Annotated in this window: 16 protein-coding genes; 13 read left to right on the top strand and 3 right to left on the bottom strand. The window is 63.1% G+C overall.

Features of this window, described 5'->3' with window-relative positions; translation table 11 throughout:
* Positions 1-52: 52 nt before the first annotated feature.
* Entirely contained in the window at positions 53-688 is a 636-nt protein-coding gene (locus CX676_RS00765; protein WP_101750922.1) for a 3-oxoacid CoA-transferase subunit B, read from the bottom strand.
* Complete coding sequence (locus CX676_RS00770) at positions 685-1,353, bottom strand: 3-oxoacid CoA-transferase subunit A (protein WP_232816544.1); 669 nt, start codon at positions 1,351-1,353, stop codon at positions 685-687. Before CX676_RS00770 ends, CX676_RS00765 begins: the two co-directional genes overlap by 4 nt.
* A gap of 228 nt (positions 1,354-1,581) precedes the next feature.
* Here CX676_RS00770 and CX676_RS00775 point away from each other — a divergent pair, with 228 nt between their 5' ends.
* Positions 1,582-2,946: an aminotransferase gene (locus CX676_RS00775; RefSeq protein WP_101750923.1), complete on the top strand. Its 1,365-nt coding sequence runs from the start codon at positions 1,582-1,584 to the stop codon at positions 2,944-2,946.
* Positions 2,943-3,545 carry a class I SAM-dependent methyltransferase gene (locus tag CX676_RS00780; protein WP_101750924.1) on the top strand — a complete coding sequence of 201 codons (603 nt, stop codon included), beginning with the start codon at positions 2,943-2,945 and terminating at the stop codon, positions 3,543-3,545. Before CX676_RS00775 ends, CX676_RS00780 begins: the two co-directional genes overlap by 4 nt.
* Here CX676_RS00780 and CX676_RS00785 read toward each other — a convergent pair whose 3' ends face one another.
* The gene (locus CX676_RS00785; protein WP_198590250.1) at positions 3,546-5,519 is read right to left on the bottom strand and encodes a ComEC/Rec2 family competence protein; all 1,974 of its coding nucleotides are present in this window, start codon (positions 5,517-5,519) and stop codon (positions 3,546-3,548) included. It lies immediately after the preceding gene.
* A gap of 324 nt (positions 5,520-5,843) precedes the next feature.
* Here CX676_RS00785 and gltX point away from each other — a divergent pair, with 324 nt between their 5' ends.
* The 11 genes from gltX to CX676_RS00840 all read left to right on the top strand — a co-directional run bounded on the left by gltX (position 5,844) and on the right by CX676_RS00840 (position 22,214).
* Positions 5,844-7,244, top strand: coding sequence for a glutamate--tRNA ligase (gltX, locus tag CX676_RS00790; protein ID WP_101754044.1), 1,401 nt, complete (start codon positions 5,844-5,846; stop codon positions 7,242-7,244).
* A 69-nt stretch (positions 7,245-7,313) separates the two neighbouring features.
* Positions 7,314-8,606 carry a citrate synthase gene (locus CX676_RS00795; RefSeq protein ID WP_101750926.1) on the top strand — a complete coding sequence of 431 codons (1,293 nt, stop codon included), beginning with the start codon at positions 7,314-7,316 and terminating at the stop codon, positions 8,604-8,606.
* A 139-nt stretch (positions 8,607-8,745) separates the two neighbouring features.
* The gene (locus CX676_RS00800) at positions 8,746-9,210 is read left to right on the top strand and encodes a hypothetical protein (protein WP_101750927.1); all 465 of its coding nucleotides are present in this window, start codon (positions 8,746-8,748) and stop codon (positions 9,208-9,210) included.
* Entirely contained in the window at positions 9,210-10,442 is a 1,233-nt protein-coding gene (locus CX676_RS00805) for an HlyD family secretion protein (protein WP_101750928.1), read from the top strand. The genes CX676_RS00800 and CX676_RS00805 overlap by 1 nt, the downstream gene beginning before the upstream one ends.
* 124 nt (positions 10,443-10,566) lie before the next feature.
* A complete protein-coding gene (locus tag CX676_RS00810) occupies positions 10,567-11,220 on the top strand; it encodes an SDR family NAD(P)-dependent oxidoreductase (RefSeq protein WP_101754045.1) in 654 nt (217 codons plus the stop codon).
* Positions 11,221-11,875: 655 nt separating this feature from the next.
* Positions 11,876-12,091, top strand: a complete 216-nt coding sequence (locus CX676_RS00815; protein ID WP_229341956.1) for a helix-turn-helix domain-containing protein — start codon at positions 11,876-11,878, stop codon at positions 12,089-12,091.
* Positions 12,088-14,220 carry a type I restriction-modification system subunit M gene (locus tag CX676_RS00820; protein WP_232816545.1) on the top strand — a complete coding sequence of 711 codons (2,133 nt, stop codon included), beginning with the start codon at positions 12,088-12,090 and terminating at the stop codon, positions 14,218-14,220. Before CX676_RS00815 ends, CX676_RS00820 begins: the two co-directional genes overlap by 4 nt.
* A gap of 2 nt (positions 14,221-14,222) precedes the next feature.
* Positions 14,223-16,019 (top strand): GmrSD restriction endonuclease domain-containing protein, encoded by a 1,797-nt coding sequence (locus tag CX676_RS00825; protein ID WP_101750930.1) that lies wholly within the window; start codon positions 14,223-14,225, stop codon positions 16,017-16,019.
* A 40-nt stretch (positions 16,020-16,059) separates the two neighbouring features.
* Positions 16,060-17,118, top strand: a complete 1,059-nt coding sequence (locus tag CX676_RS00830) for a phosphoribosyltransferase-like protein (protein ID WP_101750931.1) — start codon at positions 16,060-16,062, stop codon at positions 17,116-17,118.
* The gene (locus CX676_RS00835; RefSeq protein WP_101750932.1) at positions 17,102-19,252 is read left to right on the top strand and encodes an NADAR domain-containing protein; all 2,151 of its coding nucleotides are present in this window, start codon (positions 17,102-17,104) and stop codon (positions 19,250-19,252) included. Before CX676_RS00830 ends, CX676_RS00835 begins: the two co-directional genes overlap by 17 nt.
* Positions 19,239-22,214, top strand: coding sequence for a type I restriction endonuclease subunit R (locus CX676_RS00840; protein WP_101750933.1), 2,976 nt, complete (start codon positions 19,239-19,241; stop codon positions 22,212-22,214). The genes CX676_RS00835 and CX676_RS00840 overlap by 14 nt, the downstream gene beginning before the upstream one ends.
* The last annotated feature ends 32 nt before the right edge of the window (positions 22,215-22,246 follow it).

Genomic DNA, 22,246 nt, shown 5'->3' on the forward strand with positions numbered 1-22,246 from the left:
GAGAGATCATCTTGCCAAAGATCGCGGCGGCAGCGCCGCGATCCACCCGGCCTCAGAGGTGGATCTTCGCCCCGGTCAGTGCCTGCACCTCGGCCAGGCTGTTCCCCGGCGTCAGTTCGACCAGCCGGAACCCCTCGGGCGCGATATCCAGAACCGCCAGGTCGGTATAGACGCGGCTGACGACCTTGAGCCCGGTCAGCGGATAGGTGCAGCGCTCGAGCAGGCGCAGACTGCCATCCTTGCCCACATGGTTCATCAGGATCAGGATCGTCGGCACCCCCGCGACCAGGTCCATCGCCCCGCCCACCGCCGGGGGGTGGCGGTCCTCCAGCGTCGCCCAATTCGCAAGATCGCCCGTCTCGGCCACCTGGTAGGCACCCAGAACCGCGATATCGATATGGCCGCCACGCATCATGGCGAAGCTGTCGCACTGGTCGAAATAAGCCGCGCCGGGCACCGCCGTCACCATGCGCTTGCTGGCATCGATCAACTCGCGGTCCTCGCGGCCCGGTTCGGGCGGCGGGCCGACGCCCAACAGTCCGTTTTCCGACTGGTACATCACCTCGCGCCCTGCGGGCAGATGCGCCGCGACATGGGTGGGCTTGCCGATCCCCAGGTTGACATAGGCGCCATCGGGAATGTCCCGCGCCACGCGCGCCGCGATCTGCGCATCGCTGAGACGGTTCATGGCCGCACCGCGTAGGCGCAAAGGCTGGCGATGAAGATGCCCGGCGTCACCACTCGTTCCGGGTCCAGCGGCTCGGTCGAGAGGTGCCGCACCTCGGCGATGCTGTGCCGCGCGGCCATGGCCATGACCGGGTTAAAGTTCCGCGCCGTGGCGTGATAGGTGAGGTTGCCCCAGCGGTCGCCCGCCTCGCCCCGGATCAGCGCGAAATCCGCCGAGAGCGGCGGCTCGAACAGGTAACCGCGCCCATCGATCACCCGCGTCTCCTTGCCCTCGGCCAGCCGGGTGCCATAGCCCGTGGGGGTGAAGAATCCGCCCAGACCCGATCCCGCCGCCCGCATCCGTTCGGCCAGCGTGCCCTGCGGCATCACCTCGAGCGCCACCTCGCCGGCCTTGTAGCGACGTTCGAACCAGACCGAGCCGGGCGTGCGCGGATAGGAGCAGATGACCTTTGCGACCAGCCCCAGCTTCAACAGGGCCGCGATCCCCGCCTCGCCCTCGCCCGCGTTGTTCGAGATGATGGTCAGGTCGCGCGCGCCCTTTTCGGCCAGCGCGTTCAGCAGGCCGTAAGGGATGCCCGAGGTGCCAAAGCCCCCCACCATCACCGAGGCGCCATCGCCGATGGGCGCGATGGCGGCAGCGGGGTCGGCACAGGTCTTGTCGATCACGCGGGCGGTCCTTTCCTCGTCCCGGCAGGCTGCAAGCTGCGGCACCGGGTTGCAACGCGATTCTTCCCCCGCGTCCCGGACCCGCCGCCATTCTGCCAGATATCCCCGGCACTTCGTCCGAGTTCCCCGCAGCGCGGCAGGCGCTTCACCCGATCCCGTCGCGGCCCCATTGCGCGGCCAACGCCGCCCGGATAGCCTCCGGCCAAACCCGAACCGGAGGCCCAATCGATGAACAACCCGCAAAGCTGGGAAGCCCGCGCCGATGAATATTCGCTCTATGGCTTCACCGATCTGCCAAGCGTGCATGAACGCGGCGCGGTGGTGCTGACCCATGGCGAGGGGCCCTATGTCTTCGACGTGAACGGCAAGCGCTACCTCGACGCCAATTCGGGCCTGTGGAACATGGTTGCGGGCTTTGACCACAAGGGTCTGGCCGATGCGGCCAAGGCGCAATACGATCGCTTCCCCGGCTATCACGCCTTCTTCGGCCGCATGTCCGACCAGACGGTGATGCTGTCGGAAAAGCTGGTCGATGTCTCGCCCTTCGATCATGGCCGGGTCTTCTACACCAACTCGGGTTCCGAGGCGAATGACACCATGGTCAAGATGCTGTGGTTCCTGCACGCCAGCGAAGGCAACCCCAAGCGCCGCAAGATCCTGACCCGCTGGAACGCCTATCACGGCGTCACCGTGGTCTCGGCCTCGATGACCGGCAAGCCCTATAACGAGGTCTTCGGCCTGCCGATGGAGGGCTTCCTGCACCTGACCTGCCCGCATTACTGGCGCTTTGGCGAGCCGGGCGAGACCGAGGAACAGTTCGTTGCCCGGCTGGCGCGCGAGCTGGAAGAGACGATCGAGCGCGAGGGCGCCGACACCATCGCCGGGTTCTTCGCCGAGCCGGTGATGGGCGCGGGCGGGGTGATCCCGCCGGCCAAGGGCTATTTCCAGGCGATCCAGCCGATCCTGAAAAAGCACGGCATCCCGCTGATCTCGGACGAGGTGATCTGTGGCTTTGGCCGGACCGGCAATACCTGGGGTTGCCAGACCTATGGCTTCACGCCCGACGCGATCATTTCCTCGAAGAACCTGACTGCCGGCCTCTTCCCGATGGGCGCGGTGATCCTTGGCCCCGATCTGGCTGACCGGATGCAGGCCGCCGCCGAGAAGATCGAGGAGTTCCCGCATGGCTTCACCGCCTCGGGCCATCCGGTCGGCTGCGCCATTGCCCTGAAGGCCATCGACGTGGTGATGAACGAGGGGCTGGCTGACAACGTCAAGCGCCTTGCCCCGCGCCTCGAGGCCGGGCTGCGCGCGATCATGGAGCGCAGCGAGCATATCGGCGAATTGCGCGGCATCGGCTTCATGTGGGCGCTGGAGGCGGTGAAGGACAAGGCGACCAAGACCCCCTTCGACGGCTCGCTGTCGGTCAGCGAACGCATCGCCAATACCTGCACCGATCTGGGCCTGATCTGCCGGCCGCTCGGCCAGTCCATCGTCCTCTGCCCGCCCTTCATCCTGACCGAAGCGCAGATGGACGAGATGTTCGAGAAGCTGGAACAGGCGCTGAACAAGGTCTTTGCCGAGGTCGCATGAGCGCCGAGAACCCGGCGCTGGCGCTCTATGCCGCCCATGGCGCGGCGCTGGCCGCGCGTTATGAAACCGTGGCCCCGGCGCAGCTTTTTGCGCCGGTGGCCGATCTTCTACCACCGGCGCCCGCGCGGGTCGCCGATCTGGGGGCCGGCTCGGGCCGCGATGCCGCGTGGTTTGCCGGGCAGGGCCATCAGGTGACGGCGGTCGAGCCGGTGGCGGAACTGCGCGAGGCCGCGCGCCACCGGCACGCGGGTGCGGGGATCGACTGGGTTGCGGATCAGCTGCCGGGTCTTGCGGGGCTGGATGGTCGGTCCTTCGACCTGTTGCTGTTGATCGCGGTCTGGCACCATCTTGATACGGCGCAGCGGGCCGAGGCGATGGTGCGGTTGCATGACCTCTCGGCTGAGTCGGCGCGCGTGGTCCTGTCGCTGCGTCACGGGCCGGAGCAACCGGAGTCGGGCGCCTTTGCCCCCGATGTCGAGGGCACCATCCGGATGGCCGAGGCCAAAGGTTTTACGCTGCTGCGCCGGGTCGAGGCCGAGGCGCAGCAGCGTCAGGATACTGCCGGGATCAACTGGACATGGCTGGTGCTGGCGGCGTGATCAGAACCTTGCCCATGGTCGCCTGCCGCCAGCATCTGCAACGGGTTCGATCTGCGGCTCGCCATCCCGAAACCTGATCGCCAGCGCCCCCGAGCGGCGCAGCGACGACAGATCCACCAGCCGGCAGGGCCTATCCTCCCCCAGACCCTCGGCCACCTCGTCGACCACAAGGATCACCTGCGCCGCGCAGTGTCCGGCGGCGCGCAGGCCCGCCTCCTTGCCGGTCAGATGCACCACCCGCCAGCCGGTCCCGGCAATCGCGGCCTCGCGCGCGCGCTTGTCGCCGCTCCAGGCCGAGCGGGCGGCCGAGACCTCTTGCGTTGCCGTATCGCCATCCTCGATCAGCCAGATCTCGACCACGAAAGACCCGCCTGTCGGCTTCGACACGGCGCGACCCGTGGCGGTCATCAGGCCAACCGCCTCGCCTTCGGGGCCGATCAGCAATTGCGGGCGTTCGGCTGTCATCCAGATCGCGAAGGCCGCAAGCACCAGCGCGATCCCGAAGCCGCAGCTCAGGAAGGGCCCGGAAAACCCCGGACGCATCCGCCCGCGCCGCCAAGCCAGCACCGCCAGCACCGCGCCCGTGCCCAGCAGCGGCAGGACAGTTGCCGGGGGCATCGGGATCGCCGTCACCGCGCCGTTCAGCCCGGCGACAAAGCCCGCCACCGCCAGCATCCAGCTTGTGCCCAGCGCCATGACCCACAGCGCCGGACCGGCCAGTCCGACCGGGGCCAAGAGCGCGGCGATGACCCCGGCGGGCACGACCAAGGCGCCCATCACCGGCACCGCCAGCAGGTTAGCCAGCAGCCCGTATTGGGCCATGCGGCTGAAATGCGCGGCGGCGATGGGCGCGGTCGAAAGGCCCGCGACCAGCGACGAGATGATCAGCATCAGCACCGGGCGCAGCCACCAGGGCAGGGCGGGCGAGATGCGCGCCCAGGGACCGTAGATCAGGATCAGCGCGATGGTGGCGGCAAAGCTCATCTGGAAGCCGGGCGAGCCAAGCGCCTCGGGGTTCAGGATCAGGATGATGGTCGCGGCCAGCGCCACGCTGCGCAGCGAGATGGCGCGGCGGTCGGCGAGGATCGCGGCCAGCATCACCGCGACCATGACAAAGGCACGCTCGGTCGCGACGCCGCCATCCGCGAGCCACAGGTATCCCGCTGCCGCCAGCATCGCGATCCCGGCGGCGATCTTGTGCGCCGGCCAGACCAGCCGCAGCCCCGCCCCCTGAGCCCCGACCAGCGCCAGCCGCAGCGCCGCATAGATGAAGCCGGCCAGCATCCCCATATGCAGGCCCGAGATCGAGATGATGTGATACAGGTTCGAGGCCCGCATCAGCTCGTTGGTGGCCTCGGTGATGCCGGAGCGGTCGCCGGTCATCAGCGCCGCTGCCACCGCGCCGGACTGGCCGCCGATCTGCGCGCGCATCGCCTCGGCGAGGGTCATCTGTACCCGGTGCATCGCCCAGATGCCGCCCTCGGGCGGGGTGACGGTCAGGACCGGGTTGCGGCTATAGCCAACGGCGCCCAACCCCTCGAACCAGGCGAAGCGGCGGAAATCGAAGCTGCCGGGCGAGGCCGGGCCGGGTGGCGGTGACAGGTGGCCGGTCAGCATCACCCGTTCCCCCGGCACCGGCAGGTCTTCCGCTGCTGCATCGGTCAGCGACAGCCGCACCTTGCCGGGCGTTCGTCCGGGCGGAAGGTCACGCAGGGTCACGGCGTCCAGCGTGATCCGCATCCGGTCGCGGGCCGAGCGGTCGATGGCCACCACCCGCCCCTCGATCGGGCCGTAATAGCGCCAGCCGAGGACCGGCGCCGCGACGCGTTCGGATCGCAACCCGGTCAGCGCCAGCCCGGTGGCGACGAGCAGCACTGCCCAGCCTGCCAGCCGCAGCGCGTCTGAGAGACGCCAGCCGATCCGCCCGGTCTCGGCCCAACGGACGGCGCGCGCGGTAAGCCAGAGGGCCAGCATGCCCACAAATGCTACAACGACATAAAACCGCCCTCCCGGCTGGAAGGGCAGGGCGAACCAAAGCCCGATGCCGCAGGAGAGCCCGACCGGCAGCCATGGCACCAACCCGGCGCGTGCAGCCGCAGCCGGTCGCGGGGGGCGAGCCAGCCGAACCGGCGGCCCGACAGCAGCGCGCGCGGGCAGGGGGACCAGTGCCTGGGCCGTCGGGGCCGTCAATTCTTGTTCTTCCGTCCGGGCTTCTCTATTCCTCGCCGGGAACCCTGCCACGAGCGTCCTTTCCGGAAGGTTAAGACCCGTGGCGCGACTTGAGACAAAGGCCCCGCCATGACCTCCGATCCCATCGTCACCCGCTTTGCCCCCTCGCCGACCGGCTATCTGCATATCGGTGGCGCGCGGACGGCGCTGTTCAACTGGCTCTATGCCCGGGGCCGGGGCGGCAAGTTCCTGCTCAGGATCGAGGATACCGACCGCGCGCGCTCGACCCCCGAGGCGACGGCAGCGATCCTGCAGGGCCTGACATGGCTGGGCCTGGACTGGGACGGCGAGCCGGTCAGCCAGTTCGAGGGCATGGCCCGTCATGCCGAAGTGGCGCGGGCGATGCTGGAGGCGGGCAGCGCCTATCGCTGCTACTCCACTCCCGAGGAGATCGCGGCATGGCGCGAATCGCATCCGCGCCAGCCCTTCCAGAGCCCGTGGCGCGACAAAGGCCCCGAGGACTGGCCCGATGCCCCCTATGCCATCCGCCTGCGCGCGCCGCGCGAGGGCGAAACCGTCATCGACGACCAGGTGCAGGGCGAGGTGCGCTTTGGCAATGACCAGCTGGATGACATGGTGCTGCTGCGCAGCGACGGCACCCCGGTCTACATGCTGGCGGTCGTGGTCGACGATCACGACATGGGCGTGACCCATGTGATCCGGGGCGACGATCACCTGACCAATGCCGCGCGGCAGGTTCAAGTCTTTGACGCGATGGGCTGGAAGCGCCCGGTCTTCGCCCATATCCCGCTGATCCATGGCGAGGATGGCAAGAAGCTGTCCAAGCGTCACGGCGCCGTCGGCCTGCACGAATTCGCGGCATTGGGCTATCCGGCCGAGGCGATGCGCAACTATCTGGCGCGGCTGGGGTGGAGCCATGGCGATGACGAGCTGTTCGACGATGCCAAGGCGCTGGAATGGTTTGATCTTTCCGGAATCGGCCGGGCGCCGGCGCGGCTGGATTTCAAGAAGCTGGAACATGTCAGCGGCTGGCATATCGGCCAGATGCCCGGTGATCGCCTGCTGATTGAACTGGACGCTTTCCTGTCCGAGACCGGCCAGCCGGCCCTGACCCAACGTCAGAAATCATGGCTGACGCCGGCGCTGGATGCGTTGAAGGACAAGGCAAAAACCCTGCCGGCGCTGCTGGATCAGGGGCGCTTCGCGCTGGTCGAACGGCCGGTGGAGCTGGACCCGAAGGCAGAGGCTGCGCTGGATACGGTATCCCGTGGTATGCTGAAATCGTTGACTGCCGCACTGCAGCATGCTAGCTGGACGCGAGATGATCTGGAACAAGCTGCCAAGCAGGTCGCCGAAGAAAACGGCGTCGGTCTGGGCAAGGTCGCAGCACCGGTCAGGGCCGCTTTGGCTGGCCGGACTTCGACCCCCAGCGTGTTCGACATGATGATGGCGCTTGGCCGCGACGAAACGCTGGCCCGGCTGAACGATCAGGCAGATCAGGCGGGCTGAGCCCGTACGCATTTTTCGGTGTGCCACCCGTCCGGTTGCACACCGCCTATCCGAGAGAGGGAGTCCCAGATGGCCGACACCAAATCCGCGAAGCTCGTCCTGAACGACCAGTCCTATGACCTGCCGATCCTCACCCCGACCATTGGTCCCGAAGTGCTGGATATCCGCAAGCTCTATGGTCAGGCCGACGTTTTCACCTACGACCCCGGCTTCACCTCGACCGCAAGCTGCGACTCGACCATCACCTTCATCGATGGCGACAAGGGCGAGCTGTGGTATCGCGGCTACCCGATCGAGCAGCTGGCGGCCAAGTCGCATTACCTCGAGGTCTGCTACCTGCTGCTTTACGGTGAACTGCCCGATGCCGACCAGCTGAAGGATTTCGAGAGCCGCGTGACCCATCACACGATGGTGCACGAGCAGATGAACAACTTCTTCCGCGGGTTCCGCCGTGACGCCCATCCGATGGCGACCATGGTCGGCGTGGTCGGTGCGATGTCGGCCTTCTATCACGACAGCACCGATATCGCTGATCCCTGGCAGCGCGAGGTTGCGGCCATCCGGCTGATCGCCAAGCTGCCGACGATCGCGGCCATGGCCTACAAGTATTCGATCGGCCAGCCCTTCGTGTACCCGCAGAACGAACTGGATTACGCCAGCAACTTCCTGCACATGTGCTTCTCGGTCCCGGCCGCGAAATACACCGTCGATCCGGCCCTGGCCCGCGCCATGGACCGTATCTTCACGCTGCACGCCGATCACGAGCAGAATGCCTCGACCTCGACCGTGCGCCTGGCCGGTTCCTCGGGTGCAAATCCGTTTGCCTGCATCGCTGCCGGCATCGCCTGCCTCTGGGGGCCGGCACATGGCGGCGCCAACCAGGCGGCGCTGGAAATGCTGAAAGAGATCGGTACGGTCGACCGCATCCCGGAATACATCGCCCGGGCCAAGGACAAGAACGATCCGTTCAAGCTGATGGGCTTCGGGCACCGGGTCTACAAGAACTTCGACCCGCGCGCCAAGGTGATGAAGGAATCGGCTGACGAGGTGCTGGACCTTCTGGGCATCCACAACAACCCGACGCTGCAGGTTGCCAAGGAGCTGGAGAAGATCGCGCTCGAGGACGAGTATTTCATCGAGAAGAAGCTGTACCCGAACGTCGATTTCTATTCGGGCATCATCCTTTCGGCGATGGGCTTCCCGACCTCGATGTTCACCCCGATCTTCGCGCTGTCGCGCACCGTCGGCTGGATTGCCCAGTGGAAGGAAATGATCGGCGATCCGCAGAACAAGATCGGTCGCCCGCGCCAGCTTTATGTCGGCAGCAACAAGCGCGACTACGTGGATGTCGCCAAGCGCTGATACCCGGATCGGGTGATGACTTTGCAGGGGCCCTTCGGGCCCCTTTTGCTTTTCCGGCCATATTTCGCCTGTCAGCCGGCTGTGCTACGGGTAAGATACTGTATTTGCCAGATCATTCAGACAACAGAGGCACCGATTCATGGACAACCTCCCCGAGCCGCATCCGCTTGCGGTTGAACATCTGCCCGGTTTCATCACCGCGCCCGGCCAAAGCGACGGGCTGCTGAATTTCGTTATCATTTTCCTGGTCATCGCGGTCATCCTGACCGGGGTGTTCTATCTCAAGCTGCATTCCCTGCCCGAGCGGATGATGCATGGCGCCCATCCGGCACAGTTCCAGATCGTTGCCGTTCTGGGCCTGATCTCGCTGTTGACGCATAACCAGATCTTCTGGATCGCCGCCCTGCTGCTGGCGATGATCGACATTCCGAGCTTCCTCGCACCGCTGACCTCGATGTCCCGATCGCTGCACCGCATGTCGATCGCCCCGGCGCGCCGGGGCCGCCGTGCCGCCCCGCCGGAGGCCGAGATCACCGAGGACGCGCCTGCGCCCGTAACGACGCCCGTCACCACGGCTGACCCGGTCGAGGGAGGGCGCGGCTGATGCTGGAATTCATCCTCTGTTCGCTGGTCACCATCCTGCCCGACTATCTCTATCGCCGCTTTGCGCAGGGCAAGCGGATCGGCCGCGAGATCACGCTCTATTCCGTCTGGTACGAGCTGCGCTGGGGCATCACGGTCTGCGTGCTGCTGACCGTCAGCATCATCACCATGGTGTTCTATTTCCATCCCTCGACCACCAATGTCACCAAGGCCTATCGCACCATCACCATCCAGCCGGAATCGATCGGGCGGGTGGACGAGGTCTTCGTGACCCGCTTCCAGCACGTGAATGCCGGCGATCCGCTGTTCTCGCTCGATGACGAGCGCCAGCAGGCGGCGCTGGAAACCGCCCGGCGCAGCCTGGCCGAGATCGAGGCCGCGGCCCTTGTCACCGAGACCGAGCTCGAGGGCATCGATGCCCGCATCGCGCAGGCGCAGGCGGCACTCGACCAGGCGCGTGATGATCTGCAGACCAACCAGGACCTGCAGCAGCGCAATGCCTCGACCGTCGCCCGCACCGAGCTGACCCGGCTGGAAACCGCGGTCGAGGGGGCCGAGGGCGAGCTGGCGGCCGTTCAGGCCAGCAAGCGGACACTGGAGACCCGGATCGGCACGCTGCTGCCGGCGGAAAAGGCCAGCGCCGAGGCCAAGGTGCAAGAGGCGCAGGTGGCGCTGGACCGCACCCTGGTCCGGGCCAGCGTTTCGGGCAACCTGCAGCAGTTCACCCTGCGCCCGGGCGAGGTCATCAACCCGCTGATGCGCCCGGCCGGCGTGCTGGTTCCCGATGATGCCGGGGACGAGACGCTGGTTGCCGGCTTCGGCCAGATCGAGGCGCAGGTGCTGAAGGTCGGGATGATCGCCGAGGTCTCCTGCATCTCGCAGCCCTTCCAGGTGATCCCGATGGTGGTGACCGAGGTGCAGGATGTCATCGCCAGCGGACAGGTCCGCGCGACCGACCAGTTGATCGACGTGCAGCAACTCGCCACGCCGGGGACGGTGACCGCGACGCTCGAGCCGCTTTATGCCGGTCAGCTGGAAAATATCCCGCGCGGCAGTTCCTGCGTCGCCAATGCCTATACCAACAACCATGACCGTCTGGCCTCGGGCGAAACGGGCACGCTGGAGGGCATCTTCCTGCACGCCGTCGATGCGACGGCGCTGGTCCATGCAATGATCCTGCGCATCCAGACGGTGATGCTGCCGGTCAGGACGCTGGTGCTGAGCGGCCACTGAACCACGCGGCGCGGGCCGGCTCGACCAAGCCGGCCCGCGCATGATCCGCCCTGGATCCGGCCAGATGCGGGCGCGCACCGTGCAGCCCCTTGCGCAAGCGCAGGGCCGGTGGCAAGAGGCGAAGATGACCGAGAACACCCAGAAAATCGCGCTGGTCACCGGCGCCTCGCGCGGCCTTGGCGCCGCCCTTGCCGAAGCGCTGGCCGCCGAGGGCTGGCATATCCTCGCCGTCGCCCGCACCGTGGGCGCGCTGGAAGAATTGGACGACCGCATCCGCGCCGCCGGTGGCAGCGCCACGCTGGCGCCGATGGACGTGACCGTGGCCGAGGCGATGGTGCAACTGGTCTCCTCGGTGCAGGAGCGCTGGGGCGGGCTGGATCTCTGGGCGCATACAGCCATCCACGCCGCGCCCCTGGCGCCGACCTCGCATATCGATGCCAAGGACTGGGCCAAGTCGGTCGAGGTGAACGTCAATGCCACGCGCGGGCTGATCGGTCTGGTCGAACCCCTGCTGATCGCCCGCAAGGGCCGCGCACTCTTCTTTGATGATCCCCATGCCGGCGAGAAATTCTATGGCAGCTACGGTGCCACCAAGGCCGCGCAGATCGCCCTTGCCCGCAGCTGGCAGGCCGAAACCACCAGCACCGGCCCGCGCATCCTGATCGCCCAGCCCGCCCCCATGCCCACCGCCACCCGCGCCCGCTTCCACCCGGGCGAGGACCGCGCCCGACTGACCCCCACCCGCGACGAGGCCGCAAGGATCCTGGCGGGGGTTTAGGGGCGGCTCTGGTCGACGCGAGCCGTCTGGACGACTGGCTTTCCTCGGCCTGATCTAAGTAGCAAGTGTTAGAACTAGTTTCACTCCACGCCCCAGCTACGTGGCCGAAGATCGGTGCGGATAAAGAGATTTCGCCGACGCTAGCAAAACGTTGGTCACCCCCTCGACAGACCAGCACCAAGGGCTCTGTCAGGATGCGTCTTGGACTCGAATTGGGGTAATGGCGGAGCGAGTGTAACAAATACCGAACTCTCTCCCGTGTCGATGGCTTCGGCACGGGATCGCCGCAAAAATCTGCGCATCAACGACCGTCAGACACTCGGTCTTTAGCCTGAAGAGACGCTCCGCCCGCCCGCACCATCAACCGTTACTAACTGGCGCACGGCCACCAGATGGCTCGATTGAGTGCTCCGCGGCGGCATGCTTCTCTGCCACCATCAGGTCATCCCGCCAGCGCGAGGGGATCTTCCCAGCACCTCGTTGAAGTGTCGGTCGAGAGAGACCACGCGGCCCCCGCTCGGACCATGCCGTCCGACAAAGCAGTTCTTCACACCTCTGATGGGCGCGCTAGCAGTATGGCCCGCGATCAGCCGCGGCCAGCATTGGACTGGCTTGCCCCAGCTTACCCTGATATGGTCAAGAAAAAGAGGGCGATATGATGGCGGATGCGGCTGACCAAGCCATGACCGTGCGAGATGTGGCTGGCTACCTGAACGTCGACGAAAAGACGGTTTATCGGCTCGCCAAGCGCGGCGATCTGCCGGGTTTCAAAGTGGCCGGCGCATGGCGCTTCAAGAGGTCAGACCTCGATGGCTGGATCGATCTGCAGAAAAAAGCTGCGAAAAAAGAAAGTTTGAGGGGGCCCGAGTGAGCGATCTGAACATCAGCAATTTTATCTGGAACATCGCTGATGATGTTCTGCGCGATGTCTATGTTCGCGGCAAATACCGGGACGTCATCCTGCCGATGACCGTCATTCGTCGGCTCGACGCCGTGCTTGAACCGACCAAGGACGCGGTCTTGGCTATGAAGGCGCAGCTGGATAAAGCAGGAGTCGCCAACCAGCACGCGGCTCTTTGCCAGGCGTCGGGCGAAGCCTTCTACAACACATCGCAGTTCCGGCTTCGCGACCTCACGTCTCGCGCGCGCCGCCAGCAGCTGAAGTCGGACTTCGAGGCCTACCTCGACGGCTTCTCCCCGAACGTTCAGGAAGTGCTCGACAAGTTCAAGTTCCGCAATCAGATCCCAACGCTTGTCGAAGCGGACGCGCTCGGGTTCCTGATCGAAAAGTTCCTCGACCCATCAGTTAATCTCAGCCCTAAGCCCGTGTTGCACCAAGACGGAAGTGTGCGTCTGCCCGGGCTCGACAACCACTCAATGGGAACAATATTCGAGGAGCTTATCAGGCGGTTTAACGAAGAGAACAACGAGGAGGCCGGAGAGCACTTCACGCCTCGTGACGTGGTCGAGCTCATGGCGTACCTGATCTTCATGCCGATCGCGGATGAAATTCAGTCAGGCACCTATCTCGTCTACGATGGTGCCTGCGGCACAGGAGGCATGCTGACGGTCGCGGAAGAGACGCTGATCAAGTTGGCGACCGACCACGGGAAAGAGGTGTCGGTCCACCTCTACGGGCAGGAGGTCAATCCCGAGACATTCGCCATCAGCAAGGCGGACCTCATCCTAAAGGGTGAAGGGGCCGAAGCCGAGAACATGAAGTATGGCTCGACGCTCTCCAGCGATGCATTCCCATCGAGTGAGTTCGATTTCATGCTTTCGAACCCTCCTTACGGCAAGAGCTGGAAATCCGATCTCGACCGGCTCGGCGGCAAGAAAGACATCGCCGACCCCCGCTTTGTGATCGTGCACGATGGCGATCCCGAGTACAGCCTGATCACGCGCTCCAGCGATGGCCAGATGGTGTTTCTAGCCAACATGCTGAGCAAGATGAAGAAGGCCACCAAGGTCGGCAGCCGGATCGCCGAGGTCCACAATGGCTCATCTCTGTTCACGGGCGATGCGGGATCGGGTGAGAGCAATGTGCGGCGCTGGGTCATCGAGAATGATTGGCTTGAGGCCATCATCGCGCTGCCGCTGAACATCTTCTACAACACCGGTATCGCGACTTACATTTGGGTGCTCAGCAATCGCAAGGCAGAGTCCCGCAAGGGCAAGGTCCAGCTGATTGATGCGACGGCGTGGTTCAAACCTCTGCGGAAAAACCTCGGCAAGAAGAACTGCATTCTCGGGCCGGATGACATCAAGCGCATCTGCGACAGCTTCCTCAACAGCGAGGAAAGCGAGCAGTCGAAGATCTTCCCCAACGCGGCGTTCGGTTACTGGAAGATGACGGTCGAGCGGCCCTTGCGCTTGAAGGTCGAACTGTCCGCGAGCGCGCAGCGTCGCTTCGCGAAGACGTGCGCGGAGGCTGCTGAAGAGCCCCTCATTGGCGTTGTGGAAGCGGTGGCTGAGCGGCTTGGCGAAGGCCCCCATCTCGATTTCAACCGCTTCCTTGAAGAAGCCGAAGCTGTGGCGGGCAAGCGCGGCGTCCGTATGACAGCCAAGCGCCAGAAGCTCCTGATGGCAGGGTTGTGCATCAAAGATCCCGGGGCGGAACCTGTGATCAAGAAGGTGTCCAAGATCAAGCCGGGCGCCGATGCTGAATCTGATGCGCTCTACGGCAACTATCATCTTACCGTCGGTGGCGAACCAGCGATCATCGAGTTCGAGCCGGACACGGAGTTGAGGGACACCGAACAGGTGCCGTTTTTGGAAAACGGCGGTATCGAGGCGTTCTTCCGTCGCGAGGTTCTGCCTCATGCGGCCGACGCCTGGATCGATCCCTCCAAGACGGTCATCGGCTATGAAATCTCCTTCACGCGGCACTTCTACAAGCCGCAGCCGCTGCGGACGCTCCAAGAGATCGAGGCCGACATCCGGGCTCTTGAGCAGGAAACCGAAGGCCTTCTTGAAGACGTGCTAACGGGAGGCCGCTGAGCATGGCCACCCAACGGTACTCAGTCACCCCCCATCCGATCGAAACCCTGCTTACCTGGGTGAAGTCCGGCGAGATCGCGATACCGGAAATCCAGCGCCCCTTCGTTTGGGATGCGACCAAGGTCCGCAACCTTCTGGACTCGCTCTATCAGGGCTATCCGGTCGGCTATCTGATCGCCTGGCGGAACCCGTCGGTCAGGCTGAAAGACGGTTCCACATCCTCGGGTAAGCGCATCCTGATCGACGGGCAACAGCGCGTCACCGCGCTTATGGCCGCGTTGCTCGGTCAGGAGGTGCTGACCAAGGATTACGAGACCGTACGCATTCGGATCGCGTTCCACCCGGTCGAGGAGCGCTTCGAGGTTTCGAACCCGGCCATCCAGAAGGACGCCTCGTGGATCCCTGACCTGGCAACGGTCTTCGCGCCTGATGCTAGCCTGACCAAGCTTACGCGCGAATATACAGCGCGCAATCCGGACGTTGATCAGGACCAGATTTCATTAGTGCTGGAGAAGGTCCGCAAGATCATCAACAACCAGGTCGGCATCATCGAGCTGGCCGAAGACCTCGACATCGAGACGGTCACTGAGATCTTCATCCGGGTGAATTCGGCCGGGGCATCGCTCAGCCAGGCGGATTTCGCCATGTCGAAAATCGCGGCGAACGACACCTATGGCGGCAACATGCTGCGCAAGGCGATCGACTATTTCTGCCATCTCGCCGTCGCGCCCGAATTCCTGCCTCGCATCGAGAAGGGCGACAAGGCATTCGCCGCTTCCGAGTTCCTGCCGAGGATGCGTTGGCTGAAGGACGTGAACGACGACCTCTACGACCCGTCCTACACCGACATGCTGCGCGTGGCGTTCACGTCGGAGTTCCGCAGGGGCAAGCTGCAGGATTTGGTCGCCCTGCTGTCGGGACGTAACTTCGAGACGAAGCAGTACGAGGAAGCGGTCGCCGAGGAGGCCTTCGATAAGCTGAAGGCCGGGGTCCTCAACTTCATCAACAAGACTCACTTCGACAGGCTGACGATGATCCTGCGCTCAGCTGGGTTCGTCACCTCCGGCCTGATCCGTAGCCAGAACGCCATCAACTTTGCGTACATCCTCTACCTTCGTGGCCGCGCCGAAGGCATGCCGGCCGCCGACATCGAGCGTCTCGTTCGGCGCTGGTACGTCATGTCGCTCCTGCGCGGGCGTTATTCGGGCAGCCCCGAAACGGCCTTCGATTTCGATATCCGTCAGATCGAGTCCCGCGGCCTGGCCTCATACACCGACGCGGTGATCGACGCGGAGCTGCCCGAAAGCTTCTGGAACACTCTTCTACCACAGGAGATGGACACCTCCTCCGCCTCGAGCCCCTATTTCCTTGTCTACCGGGCAGCACAGGTAAAGCTCGGCGACCTCGGCTTCTTGTCGCGGGACATCACCGTGCGTGACCTGTTACTGAACCGCAGCGATGTGCATCACGTCTATCCGCGCAACCACCTCAAGGGCCAGGGGCTGACGCGCGGCCGCTACAACCAGATCGCCAACTTCGTCCTGGCCCAGAGCGAGATCAACATTGGCATCGGTGACCGCGACCCGAAGACTTACTTCGCTGAGCTAGCGGACCAGTGCAACGGCGGCGCCAAGAAGTATGGTGGCATCACGACGATTGAGGAGATGCGGGCCAATCTTCGGATGAGCTGCTTGCCGGAGTGCATGCTGGACGGAGAGATTCCATCCTTCGATGACTTCCTGGAACAGAGACGCAAGCTGATGGCGCAGAAGATCAAGACCTATTTCGAGGGACTTTGAATTGTTCGCTGAATACGCTGTCAGAATGGGGAAATGGTGAATGGCTGAACGGGACGATCTTCTGGCTTCGATTGCAGCGACAACCGTCGACTATCGTGAGGGCGACCTGCCTGCGCCGACGCCGGATCACGTCGGCAGATGGATCTCGCAATTCGATGCAGATCTGAGATTGCCTATGCTTCGAGAGATGGATTATGTTCTCCAGAGAACATACTTTTCAAAGCGCGAAATCGAGAAAGAACTGGCCGACCATGCGCGAGTAATCGGCGATGGAGGCAAGGACTTAGACGACAACGCTGCAATAGCCTTTTGGCGCGGAACCGAAATTCTCAACATCCAACAACGAGGCCGCAGCCAAGCCGACATTAACGAGATATTCGAAGGAGCGTTGCGCGAGCGCTTTGGATTGCGCCTCGCAGACTGCCAAGGTGGAGATAGGAGGTTCGTATACTTTGATGACATCCTGTTTTCAGGCGACCGCGTTCAAAATGACCTTATGGCTTGGCTGGACAATACCGCGCCGAACGAGGGGCATGTCTCGATTGTTCTTCTAATCTCGCACTGCCTCGGAAAATGGGAGACAGAACGAAACCTAAAGGAAGCGATTGCGAGATCAGGCAAGAAGATCACCTTCGATATTCAGGAGCAGATAGTCCTCGAGAACAGGAAACGATATCGCAACGATGCCGACGTGCTGTGGCCGACTGAGCTTCCGGACGATGACATAGTGCAAGAGTATGCGGCAGCCCAAAGGTTCCCGTTTGAACCTCGAGCGCCGATCCCCACTCCTCATACGAACATTTTCTCATCTGAAGCCGGTCGCCAATTGCTGGAACGAGAGTTCCTCTTAGCGGGACTGAAGATCATTAGCTTTTCCAGAAACCCTGCTCAGCGCGTGCGGCCGCTTGGGTACGGGAGATATGGCCTTGGGTTCGGGTCTACCTTGGTAACTTACCGGAACTGCCCAAACAACGCCCCTCTCGCGCTGTGGTGGGGAGATCCAAATGCAGCGCCGGGGCATCCGTTTAGGCGTTGGTACCCGCTTCTGCCTCGGCGCACCTATGAACAAGGTGTGGTAGCACATGACTTCGACTTCTAGCGCGCCCCACAACAATCAGACCCGGGTCTATGACCGAGAGACAAGTGTCGTCTTCCTGAAGACCAAGGAACGCTTCGGGGGGCTGTCGAACATGGCGGCGGGCTTCCCCCTGCGCGTGAACGGGGTGCGCATCAAGACGTCGGAAGCGCTGTACCAGGCATGTCGCTTCCCGCACATGCCCGAGGTGCAGCAGCTCATCATCGGCGAAAATAGTCCGATGACAGCGAAGATGCGCAGTAAGCCGTATCGGCGGGTTTCCCGGCACGATTGGGACTTTGTCCGGGTCAAGATCATGCGCTGGAGCTTGCGCGTGAAGCTGGCGCAGAACTGGCGCGAGTTTGGCAGGCTGCTGTTGTCGACGGGTGACCGACCTATCGTCGAGCAATCCCGCAAAGACGATTTCTGGGGAGCGAAGGTTGCCGACGATGGCACGCTGGTCGGCATGAACGTGCTCGGGCGGCTGCTGATGGAGTTGCGCGAGCAGCTGAAGGGCGATGAGGCGGAGAGCCTGCGGTTCATCGAGCCGTTGGCGATCTCCGAGTTCCTGCTGTTCGGCCAGCCCATCGAGGCGGTCCAGGCCGCGCCCAATGCCGAGATCCCCGGCTGGACCCCTCGGCGGCCATCCCAGGCCGATACCGCCCCAACGCAGCCCAGAGACCCCCAGCCCTCCTTATTTGAGCAGCCAATGATTTCAAACGCCGAACCTGTCTCTGCCCCGTCGCTCCCCACTCTCGCCAGAGATGATGATTCACAGAAGCATCTCTCAGACTATCACCCAGCAGTGCGCGATTGGCTTGGCGATCTGCCAAGCAGATGGGACGTGCTTAGAAGCAAGTATCTGTTCCGCGAGATCGACGACCGGACCGACACCGGGACGGAAACCCTACTGTCCATGCGACAGGCGCATGGTCTGATCCCCCATGCGAAGGTATCGACGAAGCCGGTCACGCCGGAAGAGCTCAAGGGATACAAGCGCGTCCGCACCGGCCAGATGGTGCTGAACCGCATGCAAGCGTCAAACGGCATGTTCGCGGTTGCGCGCGAGGATGGTCTAGTAAGCCCGGACTATGCGGTATTCCAACCACTCCGGCCGATGGAGCCTGACTACTTCGTCGACCTCTTTAAGACCACCATCTACCGCGCAAAATTCCGGCAGGAATCGAAAGGGCTTGGAACCGGCATGTCCGGCTTTCTGCGCCTCTACTCGGATCGTTTCGGGGCCATCCATGTCCCGCAACCGCCGGAGGAAGAGCAGCGCAAGATCGTGCAGTTCATCCGGTCCTTTGACCATCGCGTCCGACGCTTGATCCGCAACAAGCGGCGGCTGATCGGGTTGTTGAACGAGCAGAAGCAGGCGATCATCAACAGGGCCATCACGCGCGGCCTGAACCCCGAAGCCCCCATGAAGCCCACCGGCATCGACTGGATGCCCGAGGTTCCGGCGCATTGGGCCATTAAGCGGATAAAGAACGTAGTTCGTGAGAGAGATGCCAGAAGCGGCACTGGCACGCACGAACTTCTTTCTCTTACACGCAAACATGGTCTTGTTCGGCATTCGGACGTAGCAAGTCGTCCAGCGAGCGCTTCTGATTTTACAAACTACAAAGTATGCCTGCCGGGCGAGATCGTGATGAACCGGATGCAAGCTTGGTCAGGGATGTTTGGCCTAGCGAGCGAAGAAGGCATGGTCAGTCCAGACTATGCGGTATTTGCCCCCGCGGGCGATTGCGAGGCTGCATACTTGGTTACACTCTTCAAGACGCCGATATTCGTTCATCAATTCGCCATGCGCTCTCAAGGAATTGGTGATGGCTTCAACCGGCTTTACACACCGACCATGGGGGGCATTCCGATTGTTGTTCCTGCGATTTCTGAGCAGCGCGAGATTTTGAAGCATATCGAAGCTGAGACCCGAGAACTCAGCCAGTTGCAGGTTCGCTTTGAAAGTGAAATTTCACTTATCCAAGAATATCGTAATCGACTGATTGCCGATGTCGTCACCGGGAAACTCGATGTTCGGCAGATCGAGATCGCCGCACCTGCGGACGGCCCGATCGCCGACGAGGACGACGCGCTGGAGGAACTGGACGGTGACGACGCCGAGGTGATGGAGGGGGCCGATGCCGACGACTGACACCAGCGAAAAAGGCCTCGAAGCCCTCATCGTCCGCTCGCTGATCGACGAGGCGGGTTACGTCGCTGGCACCTCGAAGGATTTCGACCGGGACCACGCCATCGACCTAGCCAAGCTGTTCGACTTCCTGAACGCCACGCAGCCGGAGGCTGTTGAGGCCCTCGGCATCGGCGAAGACGGTCCCAAGCGGCTGCAGTTCCTGCACCGGCTGCAAGGCGAGATCGCCAAGCGCGGAGTCATCGACGTGCTGCGCAACGGCCTGAAGCACGGTCCCGGATCGGTCGAGCTGTTCTTTGGCACGCCGACCCCCGGCAACGCGAAGGCCGAAGAGCTGTTCGCCGCCAACGTGTTCAGCGTCACTCGGCAGCTGCACTATTCCAAGGATGCGACCAAGCTGTCGCTCGACGCTGCGCTATTCATCAACGGCCTGCCCGTCGCCACCTTCGAGTTGAAGAACAGCCTGACCAAGCAGACAGTCGAGGACGCGATCGAGCAGTACAAGCGCGACCGCGATCCAAAGGAGCTGATGTTCCAGTTCGGCCGCTGTGTGGTTCATTTCGCATTGGACGACCACGAAGTGCGGATGTGCAGCCACCTGAAGGGCAAGGCGTCCTGGTTCCTGCCGTTCAACAAGGGCTGGAATGACGGTGCGGGCAACCCGCCGAATCCGCATGGCCTGAAGACCGATTACCTTTGGAAGCAGGTTCTGACCAAGCGCAACCTCACCGACATCCTGGAGAACTATGCGCAGGTGGTCGAGGAGACGGACGAGCGCGGAAAGAAGAAGCCGCCGAAGCAGATTTTCCCGCGCTTTCACCAGCTCGACGTGGTGCGCAAGCTGCTGGCTGACGCCGAGGCCTCCGGCGCCGGGCGGCGGTACCTGATCCAGCACTCGGCAGGTTCGGGCAAAAGCAACTCGATTGCCTGGCTCGGCCACCAGCTGATCGGGCTGGAGACCGGCGGCAAGCCGACCTTCGACACCGTCATCGTTGTCACCGACAGGCGCAATCTCGACAAACAGATCCGCGACACGATCAAGCAGTTCGCGCAGGTATCGTCCATCGTCGGAGCGGTCACGGAAGGTTCGCAGCAGCTTCGGACGTTCCTGCAGCAGGGCAAGAAGATCATCATCACCACGGTGCAGAAGTTCCCGTTCATCCTGGACGAAATCGGGGACAGCCATCGCGGGCGGACCTTCGCCATCATTATCGACGAGGCGCATTCCAGCCAAGGCGGCCGGACCTCGGCAAAGATGAACATCGCGCTTGCCGCGAATGGTGCCGAGGAGGAAGACGAAACCGTCGAGGACACCATCAACCGCTTGATGGAGGCGCGGAAGGTTCTGCCGAACGCGAGCTATTTCGCCTTCACCGCCACGCCCAAGAACAAGACGCTGGAGATTTTCGGCACGGCGGTCCCCGAGGGCGGGAAAGTCAGGCACGTCCCTTTCCACAATTATTCGATGAAGCAGGCCATCGAAGAGGGCTTCATCCTCGACGTGCTGAAGCACTACACGCCGGTCGAGAGCTATTACCGGCTCATGAAGACGGTGGAGGACGACCCGCAGTTCGACGCCAAGCGGGCGCAAAAGAAGCTCCGCCGCTATGTCGAATCCCATGACCATGCCATCCGCAAGAAAGCTGAGATCATGGTCGACCACTTCCACGACCAGGTTATGGCCCATCGCAAAATCGGCGGAGCAGCGCGCGCCATGGTGGTGACCAGCGGGATCCACCGGGCCATCCAGTATTTTCACGCCTTCGGGGAGTATCTGAAGGAGCGCAAGAGCCCGTACCAAGCCATCGTCGCCTTCTCGGGCGAGCATGAATATGGCGGCCAGAAGGTCACCGAGGCGTCGCTCAATGGCTTTCCCAGCAACAAGATCGAGGAGTTGATACAGAAGGATCCGTACCGGTTCCTCATCGTCGCCGACAAGTTCCAGACCGGCTATGACGAGCCGCTGCTGCACACGATGTACGTGGACAAGACGCTGTCCGGCATCAAGGCCGTGCAGACGCTGTCGCGCCTGAACCGGGCGCATCCGCAGAAGCACGACACCTTCGTGCTGGATTTCATGAACGACGTGGATGGCATCAAGGCGTCGTTCGAGGACTACTACCGCACGACGATCCTGAGCGAAGAGACCGATCCGAACAAGCTGCACGACCTGAAAGCGCGGCTCGATGGCTATCAGGTCTATTCCTGGGAGCGGGTGGAGGACCTCGTGGCGCTGTATCTCGGTGGCGCCGACCGCGACAAGCTCGACCCGATCCTCGATGCGTGCGTCGCGGTCTACAAAGCCGATCTCGATGAGGATGGACAGGTCGACTTCAAGGGCAAGGCGAAGGCATTCACGCGCACCTACGGATTTCTCGCGGCCATCCTGCCCTATACGAACGCGGAATGGGAGAAGCTCTCGATTTTCCTGAACTTCCTGACGCCGAAACTGCCTGCTCCGGAGGAGCAGGATCTGTCGAAGGGCATTCTGGAGGCCATCGACATGGACAGCTACAGGGTCGAGGCGCAGGCGACGATGGCGATTGCGCTTCCCGATGCCGACGCGGAAATCGGCCCTGTGCCGTTGGGCGGAGGCGGTCGCAAGCCTGAGCCGGAATTGGACCTGCTCAGCAACATCCTCAAGACGTTCAACGAGATGTTCGGCAACATCGACTGGAAGGACGCCGACAAGATCGGGAAGGTGATAGCTGAGGAGTTGCCCACGAAGGTCGCGGCCGACAAGGCCTATCAAAACGCGATGCAGAATTCGGACAAGCAGAACGCCCGCATCGAGCACGACAAGGCACTGGAGCGCGCGGTCATCGAACTGCTATCTGACCATACCGAGCTGTTCAAACAGTTCAGCGACAATCCATCGTTCAAGAAATGGCTTTCGGAGACGGTTTTCGCGGCGACCTATGCCGACAAGGCGGCGCAGGCCGGTTCGGCTGCTACTCGCAGCTGAACCAGCGCATGGCGGTTTGGATCAGATGGTCA

The organism is Paracoccus zhejiangensis (genome assembly GCF_002847445.1).
Classification (GTDB): Bacteria; Pseudomonadota; Alphaproteobacteria; order Rhodobacterales; family Rhodobacteraceae; genus Paracoccus; species Paracoccus zhejiangensis.